We start from the raw sequence: 16165 nt of genomic DNA on the forward strand, positions 1-16165 counted from the left end.
CGCCCGGTCCCCGGCCCCGTCCTCCGCCGCCCGGTCATCACCTCGGCGGGCGACGCGGCCCTCTCACCGGCTGTCCTTGCCTCCGGGCCGTGACCTGTGGATGTACTGGTCGGCCCAGGCGCTGATGATGTGGGCGGCTCGCTGCGCCTGTCCTCGTGCGGTCAGGAGATGGTCCGCTCCTTCGAGCGAGACGAAGCTTCGCGGGTGTCGTGCCTCGCGGAAGATCTCCCCGGCGTTGGCGATGTCGACGGTGTTGTCGGTGGGCGAATGCATGACGAGGAGCGGCAGGCGCAACTCGCGTATCCGGTCGCGCAGGCGGGCTTGGTGGACGTCGTCGACGAAGGCACGTTTGAGGACGAGGGTCCTGCCGCCGACGAACCACTCGTGCGACCCTTCACTGAGCACGCGTTCCATGACCGCGTCGTACTGTCTCTCGACGTGGCTGGGGTCGGCAGGCGCCCCGATCGTGGCGACCGCGCGGACACCGGTCGCCTCGGACGCCGCGGCGATGGCGGCTGCGCCTCCCCACGAGTGCCCCACCAGCAGGTCCACCGGAGTTCCCCGCTCCGCCATCAAAGCTGCCGCACGGACGGTGTCCTGGACCTTGATGGTGAAGGAACCGTCCCCCCAGTCTCCGTCGGAGTCTCCGATGCCGAGGTTGTCGTAGCGCAGCATCCCGATCCCCTCGCGCGCCAGCTGCTTGCTGACCCGCGACGCGGCCGGCGAGTCCTTGCCGAGGGTGAATCCGTGGACGAAGACTCCCCAGCCTCGGACCTCGCCGTCCGGCAGGTCGATCGCCCCGGCCAGTTCAGGGCCGACGACGCTCTTGAATCTCACTTCTTCAGTCATGTTGATCGCCTCGGCGCGGACTGGTCAGGGGGCAAGGGAAAGTGGGTGAGGGCAGTGGGTGAGGGCGACACCGGCCGGAGTCACGCGCGTGCTCCGCGCCCAGGGAGCCTTGAGCGCGGTGCTCGTCGCTGCCGGCGCGTCAGACGGCCGGCTTGTGAGCGGCGGCCGGCTCGGTGGTGAGCAGTGCCGTGATCTCATCGGCGAGGTGCGGGCCGAGCTCGCCCCAGCCATCCTTGTAGCCGTAGACGCCGGCCAGGGTGCGGGCCTCGTAGTCGCCGTTCATGATCTCGATGTCGTGGGGTGTGATGAGTGCCGGGTGCGCGACGCCGACGGCCGCCGACACCTTGATCAGCTCCTTGCGCAGGGTCCGCAGGTAGACGGCGGCCCGGGTGGCCTTCGAGGCCGGGTCGATGCCACGGGCCAGCCACGGGTTCTGGGTTGCGATGCCGGTGGGGCACCTGTCGGTGTGGCACTTCTGCGCCTGGATGCAGCCGATGGACAGCATCGCCTCACGGGCCACGTTGATCATGTCGGCGCCCAGGGCGAAGGCGACCATGGCGTTCTCGGGCAGGCCGAGCTTGCCGGAGCCGATGAAGGTCAGGTCGTCCGTCAGCCCCAGCTCGGCGAAGGTGCCGTAGACCCGGGAGAAGCCCATCCGGAACGGCAGCGACACCGAGTCGGTGAAGATCAGCGGCGCCGCCCCGGTGCCGCCCTCGCCGCCGTCGACGGTCACGAAGTCGACACCACGGTCACCGCGCGCCATGAGCGTGGCCAGTTCCTGCCAGAAGCCCATGTCTCCCACCGCGCTCTTGACCCCGACGGGCAGACCGGTCTCGGTGGCGAGCAACTCCACGAAGTCGAGCATCGAGTCGACGTCACTGAACGCGCTGTGCCGCGACGGGGAGGCGCAGTCCTTGCCGACCGGGATGCCACGGATCCCGGCGATCTCCTCGGTCACCTTCGCGCCCGGCAGCATCCCGCCCAGCCCCGGCTTGGCGCCCTGGGAGAGCTTGATCTCTATCGCCTTGACCGGGGCGCCGGCGACCACGTCCTTGAGCTTGGCGAGGTTGAAGCTGCCGTCCTCGTTGCGGCAGCCGAAGTACGCCGTACCGATCTGGAGGACGAGGTCACCACCGTTGCGGTGGTACGGCGAGAGGCCGCCCTCGCCCGTGTTGTGCATCGTGCCCGCCAGCGCCGCCCCCTTGTTGAGCGCCGTGACGGCCGCGCCGGAGAGCGATCCGAAGCTCATCGCCGAGATGTTCACCACGCTCGCCGGCCGGAACGCCTTGGCGCGCCCGCGCGGCCCGCCCAGCACTTTGGCCGAGGGCAGGGGGGCCTGCGGGTCGTGCGCGTCGGGCAGCGCTCCGGCGAACGTGCGCTGCTTCAGGTAGGCGTGCCCCTGCACGTGCTCGACGTCGACGTCGGTTCCGAATCCGAAGTAGTTGTTCTCCTCCTTCGCCGACGCGTAGATCCAGGTGCGCTGGTCCCGGCTGAACGGGCGCTCCTCCTCGTTGGACGTCACGATGTACTGCCGCAGCTCCGGCCCGATCGTCTCCAACAGGTACCGGGCGTGCCCGACCACCGGGAAGTTCCGGAGCAGTGCGTGCCTCTTCTGGATGAGGTCGCGGGCGGCCAGAAGCGCTACTGCTGTCGCGGCGGCCGCGCCGATCCTCCGGGCGTGCATGAACGTTCCTCCTCGATGCACGGCTCCATCGCCGTGCGGTGGAGTCGTTGTGTCGTGCGGGGCGTTGGCCGGCAGGCACCGCCAAGCGGGCATCGGCGTCCGTCGGAGAATGCGACTTGATACTAAGAGGCCGCTCGTACGGGCACGTGGCCAGGGTCCGGTCACAGGCGGCCGCGCTGCGATCGGCTCGTTGCGGCGGGAGCGCTACGGTGGCAGGGGACCACCATTACGGGTGGACGACCGGGCCCGCCACGACCGCCGCTCAGCCCGTCATGGCGGACTTGCGGCCGGTCGGGGTGACGGCGTACCACTGCATGCCCTTGCCCTGGCCGTTCATCTGCCCGGCCTTGGTGTCGCCCAGGTACCGGTACAGCGGCCAGCCGCCGAGGGTGACCTGCTTCATGCCGTTGCGGTGGACCGTGCCGAGAAGGCTCTTCTCCACCCCCGAGGTCCGTACGGGCCCCGATACCATGACGGGCATCCACGTCTTCGTACACGCACCGGCACACGTCCACTTGGAGGGATTCGCCTGGTCCCTGTCGTAGCGGTAGAGCGTCATCCCCTTGTCGTCGGTGACCACACTGCCCATCCCCTGCACCGCCCTGGCCACCAGCATCGTGGTCGTGGCCAGGTGCCCGCCGGTGGAACTGCCGCTGTCCGCGGGCGCGGAGGTGGCCGATGCGGAGATCGCGGGATCCGACGCGGCCGTGGCGGCGGGCATGGCGGTGCCGGAGTCCGCGCTCGAGGCGTCGTGGTTCGAAGAGCCGCATGCCGCCAGCAGGAACGCGGACGCGAGCCCTGCGACGGAGCCGAGCACGATGCGTTGCGGTATCACGGAATTGCCCTTCGTCGGGAGCCGCCATCTGCTTCCTCCTCCAGTACGTCGGACAACTCGCCTGCTCTCAGGCGCAGATGTCACATGGTGGAGTCTTGACCATCGGCCGGATCGGGGACGGCGGGCTGCGGATACAGCCGTCCCAGGTCGCGTCCAGGGAACAGCCGCTGCGGCCATCGGTAGTCTGGCGGTGACGTGGCGCGAGGACCGGTCCAGCGGAGGTGGACCGCCCGAAGAAACGCAACCCCGCGAGCTGACGTACCACCCGAGAGAGCGACCTTGACGACCGACCACAACACGTGGGCTTTGCGTCTCGTGAGGCCGACACGGAGAACTCCCCCGCCCCAGCTGACGGTCGTCGACAGACGGACACCGAGCCCAGCGGTGTGGATGGCCGGGGCCGGTGTCGCACTGTTCGCTCTGGTCGGCGCGAGCGCGCCCAACCACAACACGCTGAGGGCACCGGTCACCTGGCTCCGGCTGCCCGCGATGGCCGGCACCGTCTCCCAGACGGTCACGACCACGGCCGTCGTGCTGTCCTGCTGGGGCGCGCTGGGCATGCTCAAGGCCCATGAGCGGGGGTGGAGACCCGATGCCCGGCTCCTGTACAAGCTCGGCGCCCTGACCGCGCTGGCCGTCGCCAACCTCACCCCGGTCGGCTCCTCCGACACGGCCAGCTACGCCGCGTACGGCCGTATCGCCGAGCTCGGCGGTGACCCGTACGTGACGACTCCCGCCCGGCTCGGCGGCGCGTACGCCCACCTGGTGAGCGCGGCATGGCAGCGCACGCCCTCCGTGTACGGGCCGGTGGCGACGTGGTGGCAGGGCGCGGCGGCGTTCATCGGGCAGGAGCGGCCCTGGCTGACGATATGGGCGTTGATGCTCGCGAACGCCGCCGTCTTCGTGGGTACCGGGTACGTGTTGCTGCGCACCGCCGACGATCCGGTCCGCGCGGGTCTGCTGTGGACCGTCAACCCGCTGCTGATCGGCGTGCTGGTCGCGGGCGGGCACCTGGACACCCTCGTCGCGGGGCTGGCCGTCTGCGCGCTGCACGTCGCCCGCAGGACGACCCGGTGGCACCATGACCTGATCGTGGGAGGGCTGGTCGGTCTCGCCTGCGGCGTGAAGATCAGTGCCTGTCTGTTCGGTGTCGGGCTGGCGTGGCCGCTGCTGCGTACGGGCGCCTGGCGGCCGGCCGCCCGGCAGGCATGCGCGGCAGCGCTGACCCTGGTCGCACTGTACGGAGCCTACGGCGCCCACGCGCTGGACCCGCTCTCCGCGGCCTCCCGACTGGTCTCGACCCCCTCGCTGTGGGCGGTGTTCGACCGGTTCGGCACCGCGGTCCTGGGCCCTCGCGCGGCCGCTGCGACGGTCAGCGTGCTGTGGCCGGTGGTGATGCTCGCCCTGGCCTGGCTGCTCCGCCGCGCTGCCGTTGCCCAGACGCCGGCTGTCGGTGCCCTGCCGTTCGCGCTGGCCTTCGCCTGGATCCTCTCGGCGCCATGGTCCATGCCGTGGTACACAGCTCTCGCCTGGGCCACGGCAGCCCTGTTCAGCCCGGGCCGCGCGACTCGGTACCTCACCGTGACCACCGCCGTCCTGGCCATGTCCCACAACAGCGGCGGTCACGGCTGGACATGGTGAGAGGCCGGGTGCGGCGGCCAAGACCCTCACCGCATCGCCGACGGTGCCGGCCGAGGCGGCGCCACCTGCGGCAAAGGCGATTGCCCCTCCCCCGCAACCGGCGATACACCCGGTGGTCACACAAGCCGATCAGGGTGTCATGGCCATGCCTGCCTGCTCTTGGAGGGTTCCTTGCTGACTCTGCGACGTCCCCGGCTGACCTGGGCCAAGCGGTCCGCGGTGCTGGTCGCCGCCATCGCGTCCGTACTCAGTGTGTCCGCCGTCAACGGCCCCGCCGCGAATGCGGCGGTCTACAACTCCTGCAGCATCGGCGGATGCTCCGACGCGGCCTCGGCGAACTCGACCTGGTCCGACCTCGGCTACCCGACCGCTCGGGGCTGGTACGACTGGCCGGACGGCGAGTGCAGCTACGCGGGCGGCGAGTTCTACAACAACGACGGGCAACTGCCGTCCGGTGACACCTTCTACGAGTACGACGTCTACCCGCGCGCCTGCGGCGCCCATCGGGACGCCTACCGGATCGTCGTCGACTCCGACACCGGCGCCGTCTGGTATTCGCCCAACCACTACACCGACTTCTACCGGCTCTGACACACCGAGAGGGGCGGTCCGCCCGGGACCGCCCCCGACGCCGTGGCGTGCCGAGGCGGCTCAGGAACGTGCCCGCTGCTGCTTGTCCCACTGAGCGCGCGAGAGGGCGGTGGGCCGTGGGAGCAGGACGCCGTCCACGTACAGGTCGACGTGCTCGTTGTAGAAGGCGACCATCCCCGCGATGGCGGCGCACGACACCGTCGGGAAGTCGTAGGCCCAGGCGAGATCGTCATGGACGCGGGCCCCGCGCACGAACGACCAGTACGCGCTGGTCCTGCCCTTGTACGGGCACGCCGTCACCGTGTCCGAGGAACGCAGCAGGCTCCAGTCGACGTAGGGCCGCTCCAGGTAGTAGCGAGTCGGCAGGCCGGTTTCGAAGAGCTTCACCGACGACGGCGCGTCCGCCAGGACGGTGCCGTCCACCTCGACGCGTACGCTGCTGGACGAGCGCAGCGCGTCCACCCGGGTGTAAGGGCTCCTCGGATGCACGAAGACCTGCTCTTCCTCTTCGTACCACGCGTCGATCGCGTCCCACCGGAATCGGGCGGTGCCGATGAGCGCTTCCGGGGCTCCCTCGTCCCAGACCCAGGCCGCACCCGCACGGACCTCGGAGCCGACGCGCAGCGAGTGCCGCCGTGCGGGGCCGGGGCCCAGCCGGCCGGTGCGGCCGTCGTCGCTCAGGACGCCCTCGGCCAGATCCCGCAGCGGAATGCTGTACTGCGGATAGCCGGGCCACTCCCACACGTACAGCGCGCGCCGGGTGTCGAACACGCAGCGGCCGCCGACCTGCGCACGGATGCGCCGCGGCACCGGCTCGACATGCCCGGCCGGGACGACAAGGCCCGGGTAGTCCACACTCTCGTCCGCCATCGGCGATCACCTCGGTCCGCTCGGCCGCTTCCCCTACGTCCAGCTTTTCCGGCGGACGCTCGAACGGCCACCTGGACGACGGCACCCCGGGGAACGTGCGCAGATCCGGGCCCCCGCCGTCACCGGCCGTCAGGGTTGTCGATGTCCGCGCGCGGGAGCGTCGACGGCCTGCCGGGCGAGCTCGACGTTGAACTGTGCACCTGCCAGGAGTGCCAGGTTGGACAGCCACAGCCAGATGAGGAAGACCACGACCCCGGCCAGGGAGCCGTACAGGCGGTGGTAGGTGCTCACATGGGAGGCGTAGACGGTGAATCCGAGGGAGGTCGACAGCAGGAGCACGATCGCCAGTCCCCCGCCCGGCGCCATCTTTCGCAGCGGACGCGACGGTGCGGGACCGGAACGGTAGAGCACGAGGACCAGGACGATGGCCACCACGGCCAGAACGGGCCAGCGCAAGGTGTCCCATGCGGCCCGGGGAACGCTGCCCATCTCCAGTGCTCGGCCCAGACGTCGTACCAGGCTGCCGCTCAGCAGCAGAGCGAGCGTCGTGGTCAGGAGAAGGACGATCAGCGTGATGGCCGTGACGATGATGCGGGGGGCCGTCCGCCACACCGGCCGGTGCGAGCTGACGTGGTACATGGCGTGCAGAGCGCGGCGAAAGACACTCAGATAGCTGGAGCCCGACCACAGGGCCCCGGCCGCGCCGAAGGAGACCAGCAGCCAGGCTGCCGAGGACTGGCCGGCCATCTGCTCCAGGGCGCTGCGCAGCAAGTCGCGGGACGCGACGGGCGCCACGCGGGTGATCCGGTCGATCACTTCCGGTTTCGCCGTGGGCACGGTGAGCCCCAGCACCGAGAGGAGCACCAGCAGCACGGGGAACAGGGCCAGGACCGCGTAGTAGGTCAGAGCGGCGGCCCAGTCCGTTACGTCGTCGTTCCAGATCGCCACAGGGGTCCGGCGCAGCGCGGCCCACCACCGGCCGATCCGGCCGCCGGTCTCGCGCAGGGCACGGATGCTCCTGCTACCCACTGCCCACGCCCCCCTTCACCCCGCCTCCTTGGTCCTTTCTCCGGCCGGTTCGAGGTCCTCTTCCGCCTTGTCCGACATACTCACGGGCCCGTCCCTCCACATCCGTGACCGACGCGCCCGCTTCCCGTTTACCCGCCCTGCACGGCGGCAAGACGGTACGGACCACAACCGAAGACATCGGATGGATCGGGCCCAGGGCATCGGCTCCGAGCGACACCAGTTGTCCCGGGACGGACTTCGCCGGCACCGGTGTCTGCGCTGTGATGTCCAGTGGGGGTGTCCGCTGTTCGCGGCCGCGCTGGCCGCTCAGCGGACCTGCACCGTCACCGGGGCGGACGTGCGCCGGCGCACCGGGTGGTGATCACGCGGGCCGGTCAGGCCGTACATCGCCGCGCGGAAGTCCACCGGGCCGCGCCCCGCGTCCTTCACGTGCGCGGCGGCCCGCGCCTCCGTGCCGCTGGGGACTGCGGCACCGCAGGCCACCTGGCGCCACGCGTGCCCGCCGCTCCGCTGCTGCAGGCACACCCGCACGTAGCGGACGGCATCGTCGTCCCCGTGCGCCGTGACCGTGAAGGTCTGGCCGCCATGCGCCGTACGCGGCGCCGTGACATCCACGTCGCCCTTGGCGTACGCGGGCACCGCGGCCAGGGCCAACGATGCCGTCCCCAGCGCACCGGCCACGGCCAGGCGGCCGCCACGCGCCTTCATCCCGGTGCTTCTCGTCCTGGTCATGGGCTTCCTCCCGTGGATCCCCGCTCAAGACGCCAGGGCGCCCTGCTGATCGGCCGGATGAGCCGGCCGACCGCCCGGTGGCCCGGCCTGCACTGTTACGGCTATACGACATATCCGTCTCATCCAGAATTATCCGCGATCAGGCAAAGGCGGCCGCAAGGTGTGACGCCTCATCACCCTGCTGGTCGAGCCGTGACGCCCCTCGCCCAGTCGCCGGAAACCTGTGCGCGCACTTCCGGAGGCCGACGGCAGCGCGGCGAACGGCGGCGGCCGCTCGCGCGGGGGCAGCGCCCAGGAGGCCAGGACGGCATGCTGCTCATCCGGCCCGTAAGCCTGGTTGGTCGCGGCACGGCGACCGGGCGAGGCCAAGAACTCGATGCTCCCCGGACCTGCCACGGGGTCCCCGGAGTTCTAGGCGGCGAACGCGTTGACGCCCGTCAGTTCCGCCGAGAGCTCCCACAGCCGAGCCGCCTGCTCCGGGTCGATCGCCCAGTCCTTCACTCCCAGGCGCTCGGCGTCGCCCTCCCGCGCGGGCTCGGCGATGTCGCAGTCCTCCAGATAGACGCCGCCGAGCCCGTCCAGCTGCGGCGAGGTCGCCGCCCACACCTGGGTGGCCGCACCCTGCGGCGGCGTCTTGAATCCCTCGGGGTTGAGTACGTTGCCGTCCTCGTCGATCCAGCCGCGCTCGATCATCTCCTCCTTGGGCAGGTGCCGTTGGAGCGGGGTGATGATGCCGCCGGGGTGCAGGGCGAAGGCCCTGACGCCGGCATCGCGGCCCAGCTTGTCGAGCTCGACGGCGAACAGGACGTTGGCGGTCTTGGCCTGGCCATAGGCCTCCCACTTGTCGTAGCCCTGCCGCCAGTGGATGTCGTCCCAGCGGATGCCGGAGAAGTGGTGGCCCCGGGAGGAGACCGAGACGACCCGGGCGCCGCCCGGTGCGATCGCCGGCCACAAACGGTTGACGAGGGCGAAGTGACCGAGGTGGTTTGTGGCGAACTGGGCCTCCCAGCCGGGACCCACCCGGGTCTCCGGGCACGCCATGATCCCGGCGCTGTCGATCACCATGTCGATGTCGCGTCCGGAGGCGAGGAACCGCTCGGAGAAGCCGCGCACACTCTCCAGGTCGCCGAGGTCCAACTCGTCCAGTTCCACTCCGGGGACGGCGCTCAGCGCCTGCTCGGCCGTGGCCGGGCGACGGGCGGGCACGACCACATGGGCCCCGGCCCCGGCGAGCGCCCGGGTGGTCTCCAGGCCGATCCCCGAGTAACCGCCGGTGACGAGGGCGAGCCTTCCGGTCAGGTCGATGCCCTGCAGGACGTCCTCGGCGGTACTGGTGGCGCCGAAACCGGATCCGATCTTGTGCTGTGCAGTGCTCATACCCGGAACGCTATGGATTGGAGCGCACTCGAAGTCAAGCGGAGCGCTGAGCCACCGCGGGAGCGGAGCGCTGAGCCACCGCGGGAAGAGAGTGCGTGCCGCGGATGGCCGCACCCTGCGCGAGTCCCCCCGGTGACCCGTTCGCGGTCCGCCCCCGGGGCGATCCGCCCGGCCTCTCGTCGGCGTGCGCTCACCATCGATCACGCCTCCCGCTCCGTCAAGGTTCGGCAATGACTGGCGCGGCCGTTGAACCGCCCGTGAGCGCGGCACGTACCGCGAGGGGATCCCTCGGGCGGGGCGATCCGGTTGCCTGTCCCTCTGCCACGCCCAGAAGGGTCCGCACTGTCACGACCGTCGTGCGCCCGCGCGACCGTGGGCCACTCCCCACGGAAGGACGCACAGTGAGGAGCACCGAAGTGACCCGCAAGGACCTGACACAGTCGTCGCGTACCGCGCGGCGGGAGCACGCCCGGCACCGGAAGCTGTCGAAGATGTCACTCGCGCTCATCGGCGGCCCCGTGATTCTCGCCGTCGTCGCGGGGTCGGTGTTCGCGGCGGACGTCCGTGCCCAGCACCGCCCGCGAACGAACCAGGCAGCCTCCGCACAGCCCGACGCAGCGGCCCGCAAGCCGGATCCGAACTGCACGCTGCTGGTGCCGGACAATCCGCTCACCGCCCGCGGCCTGGCCACGCCGTACAGACTCGTCGCGACCGATCCGGCACAGGGACCCTGTCACGAGGCCAACCCCGACCAGTCGGCGTTCGTGGAAGCGGCGATCGTCACCCCGAACGGCAAGCTGTCCGTCTACCACCCGTTGGTGATCGACAAGGGCACGAGACCGGCCGCGCCCACCGCCCGGCCCTCGGTGCCGCGCGGCTCGACCGTGGGTATCTGGTTCGGTTTCAACAGCGCCGAGCTGACCTTGCGGGCAAGCGGCCGTCGGGGCGGTCCAGCCCGGGGCCAGTGCGTCAACGGCCTGCCGGGATCGGTCTTCGGGCAGTTCGCGTACTGCAACGCGCCGGCCTTCTTCCGGGCCGCCAACGCCCAGATCGCCAAGGGGCACCTCAGGATTCCGGCGCTCGGCAGAGCCAAGGACGGCCTGCCCTGCCCGACCACGCGGGACTTCTCCGTCGTGGACCAGGACGGTAGCGACAACGTGGTGACCCACTACCTCGCCGACGCGCACGGCCGTATCGCCCAGAACAACGCCGCGAGCCGGGCCGCCCTCAGGAAGGCCGCCCGGCTGACCAACCGCGGTGACCGACACCACCGGCACAACGGCAGGGCCGGGTCGGCGACCACCCGCGCCCCCAAGGACCTCGCCAACGGCAGCGACAACCTGTTGCTCACCCAGTTCATGGACCCCGCCCTCGGCTGCAAGCCCTTCACCGCGCCCGACCAGTCCGGCGACGGCCGGGCCACGTCCGCCCTCGCGCTGGACGAACTGTCCGCCGCGGCCCGCCAGAGAGCGCCGATCGCGCTGGTCCCGCGGAACGACCCGATGACGCTCGTCGACGGCCGTGGCAGCGTCGCGAAGACCAACGCGTACCGCAGCGGAGTCGACATGCCCGCGGTCGGTGCCGGCACCGACGGTGACGGAGCGGCCTTCTGCACCACCCTCTTCCGCGATCCGGCCGGCATCCGGCGGGTCTTCAAGGACAAGTCACTCTTCGAGAAGGCGCCCTCGCCAGACCCTGCCACGGCACCCAACCTCTTCGGTTTCCTCGCGGCACGAGCCAACCAGACGTTCACCAACCTGGGCTGCGATCATCTGCTCGGCGCCGCCGACCCCGTCGTCCTCACCACGAACGCGGACGGAATGGTCACCGACGCGGTGTTGACGGCCCTCGGCCAGACGCCTCCCTCCGCCGCTCCCACGACCAGCACCTCCCCGTCCACGTCACCGAGCATCCCGTCCTCGTCACCGTCCCCGTCACCGAGCACCCCACCGGCCGGCAGCGGCGCAAGCCCGACCCCCACCACCCAGCCCACCCCGCCGACCGACGCCTCCGCCTCCCCGTCGTGTGGGCCGGGCTGCGACAGCTGATCTCCACCGAGCCGGAGACGGACAAGTGCGGCCCGCCGACCGCGCCCGCAACAGGGGCAGCAGGAGCGCGCCGACAAGCCGGGCGTGCGCCACTACTCTCTACGCGGCCAGGTCCGGTGCAGCCTGGGCGGGCGCAAGATGCGGCCCGTCACCATCCGCAGCCGCGTCTACTACCGCTGCGAGTTCAAAGAGGAAGAAACCGCCCTCTATCCCGACCTCACCCACCCGCGCACCGTCTATCTGCGCGAAGGTGGCAGCCCTCTCAGAAGGGACACCTGATGGACACGAAGACCGGTCATCTGATCGAGGACGCTGACGGTGTGTCGGTTGTGCCGTGCGCCGCCTCCGGTCAGCCTCCTGTCAGCTCTCACCGGCGAGCGGCGGTGACCCTCACACTGCACTGCAGATCAGCGAGGTAGACCTGGGAGTGTCCGCTCGGGTCGAGCTTCAGCGGGCCGCCGCCTTTGGCGACCGTACCCAGGTCGACGGCCTCTCCGTTTGCGGCGTCGCGTAGATCAAGCCTGCAGTCGCCGGCACCGTTGAAGTCCAACACCCTCACGGATATCGGCCCCCGCACCCTGAAGCCTTCGGTGTCGCCCGTGCCGTACTCCCGGGTGGCGGGCAGCACCGCCGTCCCCGCTCCGGATCGGTGCACCACCTGGCAGCCCGGGTGGTTGGCCGCCCAGCGAAACGGTCCTGAGGTGTGTGCCAGGTACGACTTGGTGCCGTAGTTCTCAAAAACCTGCTGCTGACCGGTGTCGGTGTTGGTCAGCGTAACGGTGCAGCCATTGTCCCGGCCCCCGATCTGGTCGCTGACGACGAGCCGCCACGGAGACGCCGCGGTGAAGCCTCCGGATGCCCGGCTGCTTCTCTCCTCGGACGGCTTGCCATGCGAAACCTTGGCGGGCCCCGTGTGACCCGGCAAGAGCTGGGCCGCGGCGGTTCCACCGGCCGCGAAGACCACGGCCGCACCGGCGGCATAGGCGACACGTCGGCGCCGCGGGTGCTTCGCCGGTGTGACACCACTGGGGCCCGGCACCGCTCCGTGCGGCGACTTCACGCCGCCCTGCACGCCGGACAGCACCCGCTCCACCTCATCCCGCATCGCCTCGGCGGTGGGGAAGCGGTGCGCCGGGTCCTTGCTCAGCGCTCGGGCCACCAGGGCGTCCACCGCCGGGCTGATCGCCTGGTTCATGCTGGACGGCGCGGGCGGCTGCTCCTGGATGTGCTGATAGGCGATGGAGAAGGCCGTGTCCCCGTCGAACGGCGGCCGCCCGGTGAGCAGTTCGAACAGCATGCAGCCCACCGAGTAAAGATCGGTTCGGACATCGATACTCCTGCCCAGCGCCTGCTCCGGCGAAAGGTACTGGGGCGTGCCCACCACCATGCCCGTCTGCGTCACGGACGTCACCCCGGACTGCAGCGCGCGGGCGATGCCGAAGTCCATCACCTTCACCACCCCGTGTGGGGTGACCATCACATTGCCCGGCTTGATGTCCCTGTGGACCAGGCCCTGTTCATGGGAGGCGGCCAGCGCCGAGAGCACATCCGCGGTGATCCTCAGCGCACGGTCCCAGGGCATCGCGCCGTGCTTGTCGATCTCCTCGCGGAGCAGTGCGGACAGCGACACGCCCTCGACGTACTCCATGACGATGTACGGCACCGGGCCGGTGTCCGAACCGAAGTCTTCACCGCTGTCGAACACCGCCACGATGTTGGTGTGGCTCAGCCGCGCCACCGCCTGTGCCTCGCGGCGGAACCGCTCGCGGAAGGACGGCTCGTCGCCCAGGCCGGTGTGGAGCGTCTTGACCGCCACCGGGCGCTCCAGCACGGAGTCGTGTGCAAGGTGGACGGTGGCCATCCCGCCCTGGCCCAACAGCTGCCGCAGCATGTACCTGCCGTGGCCCACCGTGCGCAACCCGGCGCCCGTCCCACCCGTGGTGTCATCACCCATCGGTCTCAACATCCCCCCTCGCCCGCCGGACGCGTACACCGCGTGCCCGTGGTCCGCAGACCGCCGGCCGGCCTCGCTCCGCCCCCGAACGAGCACAAGATTATCGGCATGGACAACTGGACCACTCGCCGCGGTGACCGACAGGGCGGCACCGCGGACACCACAGGTCTGTGCGTGGGGGCGATCCGGGAGACCGCCGCAGTGACCGGCACGAATGACACCCCTAGGGCTCCGGATTTGCTTCACCGCCTCTGGCCTCGAGACATGAGCCCTGGCAGCGGTGGCGCAAGATCAGTCTTCGTGCTCGTTCGGCTGATCTACCTGCTCGCCACGCGGGGTCTGCGCATGGCTGGCTCTGCTGTGCCGATCTACCGCGGCGCAGAACGCGGAGATCCTCACTCTGCGGCACGAGGTCGCGGTGCTGCGCCGCCAGATCGCCGCAGCAAAGCCGGACCGACCGGATCGCGCGCTGTCGGCGGCGCTCGCCCGGCTCCTACCGTGGGCGCTCCGCGTCTTGCTGGCACAAGGGAAGCTTTGCTGCTGAGTTCAGGCCACGCCGCGAACCAGGCAGGCGAGGTGTCCGGCTTCATGGTCGCCTCGCGTCCTCACAAGACCCTGTTACTGATGCGAAGTCAGTACCGAATCTCGATGCGGCGGCCCTCCGAATCCAACTCGGGCACCGTGGGAACCTGCTCTGCGATCCCGAGCGCAATGCGGTGCGCCGACCAAGCGGCGGCGGTGGCGTCCAGCACGTCGTCCGTCGGGGTGCGGTCGGCCTCTCCGAGTTCGTCCGGGAGCCCGACTCCGGCCTCGGCCAGCAGGGCGCGGCGCAGGTTCTGGCCGCGCCAGGTCTTCTTGGCGTATGTCAGTGGCACCCCGCCGGCCAAAGCATGGAAAGACAGCTCTGGGTGCGCCTCATGGATGCGCTCGTCGGCGAGCCAGCACGCCCGGGCCTCGAGAAGCTTCGGTGCCAGTGCCCACGCCTGCCGGCTCAAACGGCTCCCGGCGAGCTCCTGGCATCGCTGTGCGGCCCTCGCATAATCAGGCTCCTGCCATGCCGGCCTCGGCGCGATGAGGAAAACGCTGCTCCGTCGCATCCCCAGCAGAGCCCTGGCCGCGAGATCAGCGGCACGCCAACCCTTCTCCACCAGGCCCAGCGGCATGTCCACGGCGATCGCCGCTACGTCGCCGGCACGCTCGACCAGCGTGTCGAGCGACCCTCCCACCAGGCTTCCCGCGTAGGCGCCGTCCGTGAGCCGGATCCCGACCCACCCCTGCCTTCCGCAGGCGTCGATACCCAGAACGTCCATTCCGTCCTCGCTTACACACCAGACCGGACCAGCCCCTTCGCCACCAACGGTGTCACCGTCCCGGAGCAGGTTGCCCACGGCGTCCCGGCGGGACCGGGACAGGACCAGGATTCTCGACCGTTCCATGCGTGTGTCCCGCCTTCGGCTCGGATCATCGTGCAGCCGACGCGCCCGCCCCGCGGACGAGCCGGCAACCGGCCAGGACGCGGGCCGACAGAGAGCGGCGCGTATGGAGGCAACGGGTCCGCCGGGGGTGTGGACGGTCAACGCCTGCCGGCCACCCGCGCGGTACATGGTGCCGCAGGGGGCGGCATCCGCGGCCAGGTCCTGGTGGGCAGCATGGCCGCCTGCGCGGCCGGGTAGGTCGCGGTGACCGCCGACGTCACCCTGCCGGAAGGCAGACTGCTCGCGCTGTACACCGACGGCCTGATCGAAGCCCGCGACCGCGACATCGACCCGGGCATGAAAGCGCTGCGCGAGGCGCTCGCCCGGCCGGCGCCCTCCCTGGACTCCCTGTGCGACGCCGTTCTGCAGGCGTTGCCGCCCAACGGGCACGCCGACGACGTGCGCCTCGCCGTGCCTCGTTTGACACAGGTACGGGCATTGCGCCCGATCTCAGCCCCCGCGACCGGTAGCGTCCAGGCGATGTTCAGTCGTCCCAGGAGCTGCTTGCACCCCTTGTCTTCGGGTACAGCGATTGAATGAGGATTGTCTCGGCAGCATGCGGATCTCACTGAAAGCGATGTGTTCGTGACCCGTCTCGACGACTCCGGCGGCGACCGTGTGGAGGGACCGGACGATGGCCCGGACGCCGTCGCGTCGGAGATCGCCGATGCCGTGGAGAGTCTCACGAACCTGTGGTCGCTGGCCGCGCAGGAGGCGGCCCTGCGCCTGTCCCCGCACCAGCTTCGGGCGCTTCTGACTCTTCAGGCGGCGCCGGGGCTGAATCTCACCGGGCTGGCCGAGCGGCTGGACATAGGGCTTCCCACGGCCAGCCGTCTCTGTGACCGGCTGGAGGCTGCGGGGATGCTGGAGCGCGCGCTGCATCCGGAGAAGCGCCGTGAGGTCCGGCTGAGTCTCACCGCGCAGGGACGCCGTGTGCTGGACGATGTGGCAGCGCGACGGGCCCAGGCTCTGACGGTTGCGTTGGCGGCCATGGATCCGGCGGAGCGGTCGGCGCTGAGTCGCGGGATGAAGGCCTTCTTCGCCGCTCAGAAAGGACCGCTGCCTCCTTCGTGAGAGCCT

The 16165-nt window shown here is 70.5% G+C and carries 15 protein-coding genes; 6 read left to right on the forward strand and 9 right to left on the reverse strand.

What is annotated here, in order from left to right:
- Positions 1–63: 63 nt before the first annotated feature.
- The 3 genes from ABB07_RS05800 to ABB07_RS05810 all read right to left on the reverse strand — a co-directional run bounded on the left by ABB07_RS05800 (position 64) and on the right by ABB07_RS05810 (position 3368).
- Positions 64–849 (reverse strand): alpha/beta hydrolase family protein, encoded by a 786-nt coding sequence (locus ABB07_RS05800; protein ID WP_208897692.1) that lies wholly within the window; start codon positions 847–849, stop codon positions 64–66.
- A gap of 139 nt (positions 850–988) precedes the next feature.
- Positions 989–2533 (reverse strand): FMN-binding glutamate synthase family protein, encoded by a 1545-nt coding sequence (locus ABB07_RS05805; RefSeq protein WP_208897693.1) that lies wholly within the window; start codon positions 2531–2533, stop codon positions 989–991.
- Between the two features lie 262 nt (positions 2534–2795).
- Positions 2796–3368 (reverse strand): hypothetical protein, encoded by a 573-nt coding sequence (locus ABB07_RS05810; RefSeq protein WP_208897694.1) that lies wholly within the window; start codon positions 3366–3368, stop codon positions 2796–2798.
- Positions 3369–3758: 390 nt separating this feature from the next.
- On the opposite strand from ABB07_RS05810, the gene ABB07_RS05815 reads away from it, so the two are divergent.
- Both ABB07_RS05815 and ABB07_RS05820 read left to right on the forward strand, forming a co-directional pair.
- Positions 3759–5009 (forward strand): MptA/MptB family glycosyltransferase, encoded by a 1251-nt coding sequence (locus ABB07_RS05815; protein WP_208897695.1) that lies wholly within the window; start codon positions 3759–3761, stop codon positions 5007–5009.
- 171 nt (positions 5010–5180) lie between these two features.
- A complete protein-coding gene (locus ABB07_RS05820) occupies positions 5181–5600 on the forward strand; it encodes a ribonuclease domain-containing protein (protein WP_208897696.1) in 420 nt (139 codons plus the stop codon).
- Positions 5601–5660: 60 nt separating this feature from the next.
- On the opposite strand, the gene ABB07_RS05825 is transcribed toward ABB07_RS05820, so the two are convergent.
- The 4 genes from ABB07_RS05825 to ABB07_RS05840 all read right to left on the reverse strand — a co-directional run bounded on the left by ABB07_RS05825 (position 5661) and on the right by ABB07_RS05840 (position 9608).
- Positions 5661–6470, reverse strand: a complete 810-nt coding sequence (locus tag ABB07_RS05825) for a DUF427 domain-containing protein (RefSeq protein ID WP_208897697.1) — start codon at positions 6468–6470, stop codon at positions 5661–5663.
- Between the two features lie 129 nt (positions 6471–6599).
- The gene (locus ABB07_RS05830; protein ID WP_244189228.1) at positions 6600–7499 is read right to left on the reverse strand and encodes a YihY/virulence factor BrkB family protein; all 900 of its coding nucleotides are present in this window, start codon (positions 7497–7499) and stop codon (positions 6600–6602) included.
- Positions 7500–7805: 306 nt separating this feature from the next.
- Positions 7806–8231, reverse strand: coding sequence for a hypothetical protein (locus ABB07_RS05835; RefSeq protein ID WP_208897698.1), 426 nt, complete (start codon positions 8229–8231; stop codon positions 7806–7808).
- 411 nt (positions 8232–8642) lie between these two features.
- Positions 8643–9608, reverse strand: a complete 966-nt coding sequence (locus tag ABB07_RS05840; protein WP_208897699.1) for an SDR family NAD(P)-dependent oxidoreductase — start codon at positions 9606–9608, stop codon at positions 8643–8645.
- Between the two features lie 416 nt (positions 9609–10024).
- Here ABB07_RS05840 and ABB07_RS05845 point away from each other — a divergent pair, with 416 nt between their 5' ends.
- Positions 10025–11656, forward strand: a complete 1632-nt coding sequence (locus tag ABB07_RS05845; protein ID WP_208897700.1) for a hypothetical protein — start codon at positions 10025–10027, stop codon at positions 11654–11656.
- Between the two features lie 84 nt (positions 11657–11740).
- Entirely contained in the window at positions 11741–11935 is a 195-nt protein-coding gene (locus ABB07_RS05850; protein WP_208897701.1) for a hypothetical protein, read from the forward strand.
- 88 nt (positions 11936–12023) lie between these two features.
- Here the strand turns inward: ABB07_RS05850 and ABB07_RS05855 are convergent, their stop codons facing one another.
- Both ABB07_RS05855 and ABB07_RS05860 read right to left on the reverse strand, forming a co-directional pair.
- Positions 12024–13610 carry a protein kinase domain-containing protein gene (locus tag ABB07_RS05855; RefSeq protein ID WP_208897702.1) on the reverse strand — a complete coding sequence of 529 codons (1587 nt, stop codon included), beginning with the start codon at positions 13608–13610 and terminating at the stop codon, positions 12024–12026.
- A 632-nt stretch (positions 13611–14242) separates the two neighbouring features.
- Positions 14243–15046, reverse strand: coding sequence for a DUF429 domain-containing protein (locus tag ABB07_RS05860; RefSeq protein ID WP_244189229.1), 804 nt, complete (start codon positions 15044–15046; stop codon positions 14243–14245).
- Positions 15047–15289: 243 nt separating this feature from the next.
- Here ABB07_RS05860 and ABB07_RS05865 point away from each other — a divergent pair, with 243 nt between their 5' ends.
- Positions 15290–15625 (forward strand): SpoIIE family protein phosphatase, encoded by a 336-nt coding sequence (locus tag ABB07_RS05865; RefSeq protein ID WP_208897703.1) that lies wholly within the window; start codon positions 15290–15292, stop codon positions 15623–15625.
- Between the two features lie 45 nt (positions 15626–15670).
- Complete coding sequence (locus ABB07_RS05870) at positions 15671–16159, forward strand: MarR family winged helix-turn-helix transcriptional regulator (RefSeq protein ID WP_208897704.1); 489 nt, start codon at positions 15671–15673, stop codon at positions 16157–16159.
- The last annotated feature ends 6 nt before the right edge of the window (positions 16160–16165 follow it).

Source organism: Streptomyces incarnatus (genome assembly GCF_001027185.1).
Classification (GTDB): Bacteria; Actinomycetota; Actinomycetes; order Streptomycetales; family Streptomycetaceae; genus Streptomyces; species Streptomyces puniciscabiei.

Bases quoted from the DNA above. Each gene is read 5' to 3' on its own strand.
- ABB07_RS05800 (WP_208897692.1), bottom strand. From the start codon at position 849: ATGACTGAAGAAGTGAGATTCAAGAGCGTCGTCGGCCCTGAACTGGCC.
- ABB07_RS05805 (WP_208897693.1), bottom strand. From the start codon at position 2,533: ATGCACGCCCGGAGGATCGGCGCGGCCGCCGCGACAGCAGTAGCGCTT.
- ABB07_RS05815 (WP_208897695.1), top strand. From the start codon at position 3,759: ATGGCCGGGGCCGGTGTCGCACTGTTCGCTCTGGTCGGCGCGAGCGCG.
- ABB07_RS05825 (WP_208897697.1), bottom strand. From the start codon at position 6,470: ATGGCGGACGAGAGTGTGGACTACCCGGGCCTTGTCGTCCCGGCCGGG.
- ABB07_RS05835 (WP_208897698.1), bottom strand. From the start codon at position 8,231: ATGACCAGGACGAGAAGCACCGGGATGAAGGCGCGTGGCGGCCGCCTG.
- ABB07_RS05840 (WP_208897699.1), bottom strand. From the start codon at position 9,608: ATGAGCACTGCACAGCACAAGATCGGATCCGGTTTCGGCGCCACCAGT.
- ABB07_RS05855 (WP_208897702.1), bottom strand. From the start codon at position 13,610: ATGGGTGATGACACCACGGGTGGGACGGGCGCCGGGTTGCGCACGGTG.
- ABB07_RS05860 (WP_244189229.1), bottom strand. From the start codon at position 15,046: ATGGAACGGTCGAGAATCCTGGTCCTGTCCCGGTCCCGCCGGGACGCC.